This is a genomic window from Candidatus Nanopelagicales bacterium, assembly GCA_037045355.1.
Classification (GTDB): Bacteria; Actinomycetota; Actinomycetes; order S36-B12.
The window spans coordinates 1-5,534 of record JBAOHO010000024.1; the positions used below are offsets into that span (position 1 = coordinate 1).

At 65.8% G+C, this 5,534-nt stretch carries 5 protein-coding genes; 1 reads left to right on the forward strand and 4 read right to left on the reverse strand.

Going from position 1 to position 5,534, the window contains the following annotated elements:
- Nucleotides 1-120: 120 nt before the first annotated feature.
- Nucleotides 121-1,683, forward strand: coding sequence for a beta-propeller fold lactonase family protein (locus V9E98_12610; protein MEI2717807.1), 1,563 nt, complete (start codon nucleotides 121-123; stop codon nucleotides 1,681-1,683).
- Nucleotides 1,684-1,864: 181 nt separating this feature from the next.
- Here V9E98_12610 and V9E98_12615 read toward each other — a convergent pair whose 3' ends face one another.
- The 4 genes from V9E98_12615 to V9E98_12630 all read right to left on the reverse strand — a co-directional run bounded on the left by V9E98_12615 (nucleotide 1,865) and on the right by V9E98_12630 (nucleotide 5,485).
- A complete protein-coding gene (locus tag V9E98_12615; protein ID MEI2717808.1) occupies nucleotides 1,865-3,181 on the reverse strand; it encodes a sigma-70 family RNA polymerase sigma factor in 1,317 nt (438 codons plus the stop codon).
- The gene (locus V9E98_12620; protein MEI2717809.1) at nucleotides 3,178-3,534 is read right to left on the reverse strand and encodes a YciI family protein; all 357 of its coding nucleotides are present in this window, start codon (nucleotides 3,532-3,534) and stop codon (nucleotides 3,178-3,180) included. Before V9E98_12620 ends, V9E98_12615 begins: the two co-directional genes overlap by 4 nt.
- A 450-nt stretch (nucleotides 3,535-3,984) precedes the next feature.
- Nucleotides 3,985-4,365 carry a hypothetical protein gene (locus V9E98_12625; protein ID MEI2717810.1) on the reverse strand — a complete coding sequence of 127 codons (381 nt, stop codon included), beginning with the start codon at nucleotides 4,363-4,365 and terminating at the stop codon, nucleotides 3,985-3,987.
- Nucleotides 4,366-4,720: 355 nt separating this feature from the next.
- Complete coding sequence (locus tag V9E98_12630; protein ID MEI2717811.1) at nucleotides 4,721-5,485, reverse strand: CPBP family intramembrane glutamic endopeptidase; 765 nt, start codon at nucleotides 5,483-5,485, stop codon at nucleotides 4,721-4,723.
- Nucleotides 5,486-5,534 lie beyond the last annotated feature (49 nt).

Here is a 5,534-nt window from a genome sequence, read left to right on the forward strand (position 1 = left end):
GGGCACGGGATTGAGTGACCCCAGGTAGGCCTGCAATTGTGCGACCGTATTCCTTGAGCTACCCCGAGGGAGCGAAGATCGCGTAAGGTTCGATGTTCACGGATGACTCGGAGGTGCCCCGTGCATCATGCAAGGATCTTCCTGTTGGCGCCGACGGTCCTGGCCGTGCTGGCAGTGACGGCTTCTCCAGTGGCGGCAACGCCAGTGGTCAGCGACACGATCAACGTGGGTGACAGCCCGACGGGGGTGGCGTTCACTCCGGACGGCACCCGCGCGTACGTCACGAACTACGACGCCAGCTCGGTCTCGGTGATCAATACCGCCACCGATGAGGTCACTGGTTACCCCGTCTCCGTCGGTGACGGCCCAAGCGCGGTGGCGGTCACCCCGGACGGCACCCGCGCCTACGTCGCCAACAATCTCGGTGGCACTGTCTCTGCGATCAACACCACGACCAATACCGTGATCGGGAACCCAATAGCCTTCGTCGGCCGCGCGGCGGGGGTGGCGATCACCCCGGACGGCACCCGCGCCTACGTCACGAACCCCCAAATGGGAACCCCAACTGACTCGGTATCGGTGATCTTCACTGGCACCAACCAGATCATCGGAAGTCCAATCACTGTGGGCGACGAACCAACAGGCGTTGCGATCACCCCGGACGGCACCCGCGCCTACGTCGCCAACGGCGGCAGTGGATTCGTATCGGTGATCGACACCACCACCAACACCGTCTCGGGCTCGCCGATCGTCGTCGGCAGCGCCCCCCTCGCGGTGGCGATCACCCCGGACGGCACCCGCGTCTACGTCACGAACTTCAATGGCAAGTCGGTGTCGGTCATCGACACCACAACCAACCAGACTCTCGACAACCCCATCTCGGTGGGCACCGGACCGTCCGGCGTTGCCATCACCCCTGACGGGAAGCGCGCGTACGTCACCAATCGCAACAGCGACACGGTGTCGATCATCGACACCACAACCAACCAGATCGTGGGCAGCGATATCCCCGTTGGCGATGGTCCCGAGGATGTGGCCGTGTCACCAGACGGCACGCGCGCCTACGTCACCAACTCCCTGAGCAACTCGGTGTCTGTCCTCGCGATCAAACCTTCCCCGCCCCGTTCGACAACGGCCAGCCCGGGCGACTCGCAACTGAATGTGTCCTGGCAGGCACCGTCATTCACCGGCGGCCAGCCGATCTCCCAGTACGTGGCGACCGCCTCCCCAGGGGGAAGCACGTGCACCACCAGCGGCGCCACCGCCTGCACAATCACCGGGCTGAATAATGGGACTGCCCATACCGTGACCGTCACCGCCAAGAACAGCATCGGCACCTCGGAACCCTCGGGGCCGTCCCCTGCCGTCATTCCGAATGTGTCCGAGCCTCCCCAGGCGTCGAACACCCCGTCCCTCGCACCGCCACCCGGCAAAGTGTCCGGCGTGAAGGCCAAAGCCAGCAAGGGCAGCGCGAAGATCACCTGGAAGGCCACCTCCGGCGCAGACTCCTACCGGGTACGCATCTCCAAACCCGGCGGCAAGAAGTACAAAGCCTGGAAGACCACACCCAACACAAAATTCAAGGCCACAGTGAAGAAGGGCAAGAAGTACCGGTTCCAGATCACGGCTGTCGGCACGGGTGGCAAAGGACCCACAACCACAATCAAGTTCAAGGGCAAATGACCCCACGGATTCGCCGGAATTTCTTGTTGCACAGCGCACCCCACTCCCCCTCGTGACGCACACCGTCAGCGGCGTGAACACTGGCGAAGACGCCTGTCGAACCGAAGCGGGTGCAGCCGAGCCGGGCGCGGGATTGAGGTCTCTCTGCCGAAATCGTCGGTGACCGCCGAGCCTGCCGTCCTCAGCCCGGCGCCGGCTCGGGGCCAGCGGTGCGGCTGACCTCGGCCAGGCGCTGCTCCAGGAAGGCGCGCTCTGCATCGTTCGTTGTGAGCTCCATCGCGCGCCGGTACGACTGAGCCGCGCCGGCGGCGTCGCCGAGGCGACGCAGCAGGTCGGCACGGGTGGCGGGAAGGTAGGGGTAGTCCGCGAGCCGGGGATCGGTCGACAGTTCGTCGAGGAGCGGCAGGGCGGCGGCCGGACCGTCGGCGAACGCGACAGCGGCCGCCCGGTTGAGCGCGACCACCGGGGTGTTCCACACGGCCAACAGACGGTCGTAGAGGTGCACGACGCGCGGCCAGTCGGTCTGCTCCAGGGACGGCGCCATCGCGTGCACGCCGGCGATCGCCGCCTGCAGTGTGAATCGCCCCGGTGGGCCGGACGCGAGTGCCCCGGCCGTTACCGTGAGCCCCTCCAGAATCGCGCGCTGGTCCCACCGCGTCCGGTCCTGGTCAGCGAGTAGGAGCAGCCGACCCTGCTCGTCGGTCCGGGTGGCCCGGCGCGCGTCGGTGAGGAGCAACAGGCCGAGCAGGCCGCGGGTCTCGGCCTGCTCGGGGAGCAGCGCGGAAAGGGTGCGCGCGAGGTGCAGGGCCCGGTCGCAAAGCTCCTCACGGACAAGCGCGTCCCCCTCGCCGGCGGTGTGTCCGGTGCTGAAGAGCAAGTGGACAGCGGTGAGCACGCTGTCCAGGCGCTCGGGCAACTCCGCCCTGCCCGGAACCCGATACGGAATCCGGGCGGCGGAGATCTTGTTCTTGGCACGGGTAATCCGTGCCGCCATCGTCGACTCGGACACCAGGAAAGCACGGGCGACCTCAGGCGTGGGAACACCGCAAACCAGTCGCAGCGTGAGAGCGACGCGAGCCTCGGGGGCGAGGGTGGGATGGCAGCAGGTGAACACCAGACGGAGCCGGTCGTCCGGCACATCGACGTCGGGCCAGTCCAGCTCGGCCGGCTCGTGCGGATCGACGGCTGCCGGCTCCACGAGCAGCGGGAGCTTGCGCCGGAGGGTGACGTCCCGACGCAACCGGTCGAGCGCATGGTTGCGCGCAGCCGTGGTCAACCACGCGCCCGGCCGCTCCGGGACGCCGTCCCGGGTCCAGGCCCGCAGCGCGCTGATGTACGCCTCCTGTGTGCACTCCTCCGCGAGGTCCAGGTTGCCCGCGACGCGCACCGTGGCGGACAGCACGAAGGCCCACTCGGAGCGGTGGGCCTGCGCGAGCGCGGCAGCGACCGCGTCCGCTGTAGTGGCGGACGCGGTCGGCTGGTCGCGGGGAGCGATCAATATGGGTTCGTCGTCGGGTCCACGATGGGGCGAACCTCGACGCCACCGGCGGGGGCCGGGCACAGTCTGGCCATCTCGATGGCGTGGTCGAGGTCGCGCGCTTCGACGAGGTAGAAGCCGCCCAACGCCTCCTTCGTCTCGACGAACGGGCCGTCCGTCACCGTGCTGCCACCCTTGATCGTGGTGGCCGTCGTCGTGGGCTCCAGCGCCTCCCCGCCCGCTAGGGACCCACCGAGTTCAACGACCGCTTTGGTGAACGTGCTATGCGCGTCCACCAGCGCGCCCCACGCCTCGGGCGACATGTTCGCGTAGACGGTCGGGTCGCTGTAGATCAGAATTGCGTACTTGGCCATGAACTACCTCCTGCACTGGGTCGCGGGCCGACTTGTCCGGCTCCGTCATTAACGTCGACGAACACCCTGCCCCCGAATCGACAGCCTTGCCCAGACTCTTTCATGATTCTTGTGACACCACCGCCGACCGTGTGTGCCGATGTCTGCTCCGCGTGCCGAAGTGCACTGCAGCGGGTCCGGTTCGCCGAAATGGATACCGACCTGACCAGGGGAAATCCTGGGTTTGATGACCTGGCCGCCGCATGTTAGTCCGTGCGTTCGGTACCGACCTGGTACGACCTCGAACGTCAGGGTGGCCCAACAGTCACTTCGGGGTAGATTCGCCGGCCCGCTGCTGGATGGTCTGGTTGAGCTGCGACACCGTTTCCCGCAGTTCAGCCACCTCGGTCCGCAGGGCCTCCGCGTCGTCGGCGGTCACAGCCGGAACCTTCGGCGGGGCTGCTCTTGTCGTCACCGAGAATCCAGGCGACAAGCTTGGCGGTGAACATACTCGCAGCCAGGATGCCGCAGACGCTGACGACCACACCCAGGAACTTCCCGTCCGCCGTGGTGGGGGTGAAGTCCGTCCCAGTGTCGATGTGCAGCAAGACCGCCGAAAGCCCACACGAAGGCGTCCCCGGGGCCATGGAAGCCGGAAGCCTGCTGATTGTTCTCCAACTCCACCATCGTCAGCGCGGACATTAGGCCTACAAACACGATCAGGACGAAAGAGAATATGAAGCCGTCGCCCGCAGTCAGTTGGCGCAGTTCCAGAATGAAGGCCACGACGATCACGATGAACCAGATCGGATCCCAGAAGAGGATCAGGAACAGCGGGGCGATCAGCAGCATGGGTAGCGCCGGATGGCGAAGGACGAACTCGCAACCGACCCGTTTGGCCGCGCACCTGCAGGATCCACGTGATCAGGAGCAAGCCCCACAGGACCGCCACCATGGCGTTCAGAATCCGCACCGTCGAAGGCCCCCAGTGGCCGAAGCCGGCAATGATGATCACCAGACAATAGACGGAGATGAAAGCAAGGCGCCCGATCGCTGGCCAGGACTCCACCAACGGCGGGCGTTGCGCCGGCTCCATGTCAGCCGCCTCCGGTATCTCTTCTACGGATGACATGCCCGCGAGCCTATCGGGTGCGGATCTAAAAGCCCGGCGAGAAAGGGTACGAACCCCTGCTCGCGAGACCCAGACTCAGGCCGCGACGGCATCCTCGGGCATCGATGCCTGCGGTTGCACCGGGTCTTTGTACCGGATCGAGATGATTATCACCGCAAGGATGGCAGCGATGACGGTCAGTACTTGGATCCCGAGGCCCACGCCGACCATGGACGTGTCCGCGCCGAGGGAACCGGCGGTATCGAGGAGATAGTGGGTGAGAATCGTCGGCCACAGGCTTCCAGTGCCGTAGCGGACGACTGCGTCGAAAAGCCCCCCGATGGCTGCAAAGACCACTTGCACGATGACCCCGTTCCAGGCGGCACCGGTCACCCCGTTGATCAGATGAACCAGCCCGAAGACCAGTGAGGTGAGCAGGATCGCGGGAGCCGGGCGCAGCCCGGACAAGGAGTCCCACAGGAAGCCGCGGAACAGCAGTTCCTCGTTGAACGCGATGAACACGACATTGATCAGGATGAACGTCATCACCTTGCTCGGACCGTCGTACACCGACAACACCAGCCCAAGAAAGGCAGCCAGCAGCACAGCCTGGATCACGTAAAGCACTACGACCCACCGGATCGCGGGCGTGCGGTCGCGGCCGACCAGCCCGACCCGGCGCCATCCCCGCGAGACCGCCAGATAGGCCACGAAGAGCACCGAGAAGCCCGCGTAGTACCACGCGATGCCTGTGTTGATGCTGTCCTCCACGGACGTCGGCACGACCTTGTCCCAGACCAACAATCCAGCCACATACGCCACGATCAGCCCGATGCTGATGACGAACTCGCGTTTCTTCATGCCGCGCTCCAATGTGCGTGAGCTCCGGCGCAGACTCTAGCGGTCGAGG

Excerpts from the sequence above, each read along its gene's own strand:
- V9E98_12630 (MEI2717811.1), bottom strand. The coding sequence starts at position 5,485 with ATGAAGAAACGCGAGTTCGTCATCAGCATCGGGCTGATCGTGGCGTAT.
- V9E98_12620 (MEI2717809.1), bottom strand. The coding sequence starts at position 3,534 with ATGGCCAAGTACGCAATTCTGATCTACAGCGACCCGACCGTCTACGCG.
- V9E98_12625 (MEI2717810.1), bottom strand. The coding sequence starts at position 4,365 with ATGCTGCTGATCGCCCCGCTGTTCCTGATCCTCTTCTGGGATCCGATC.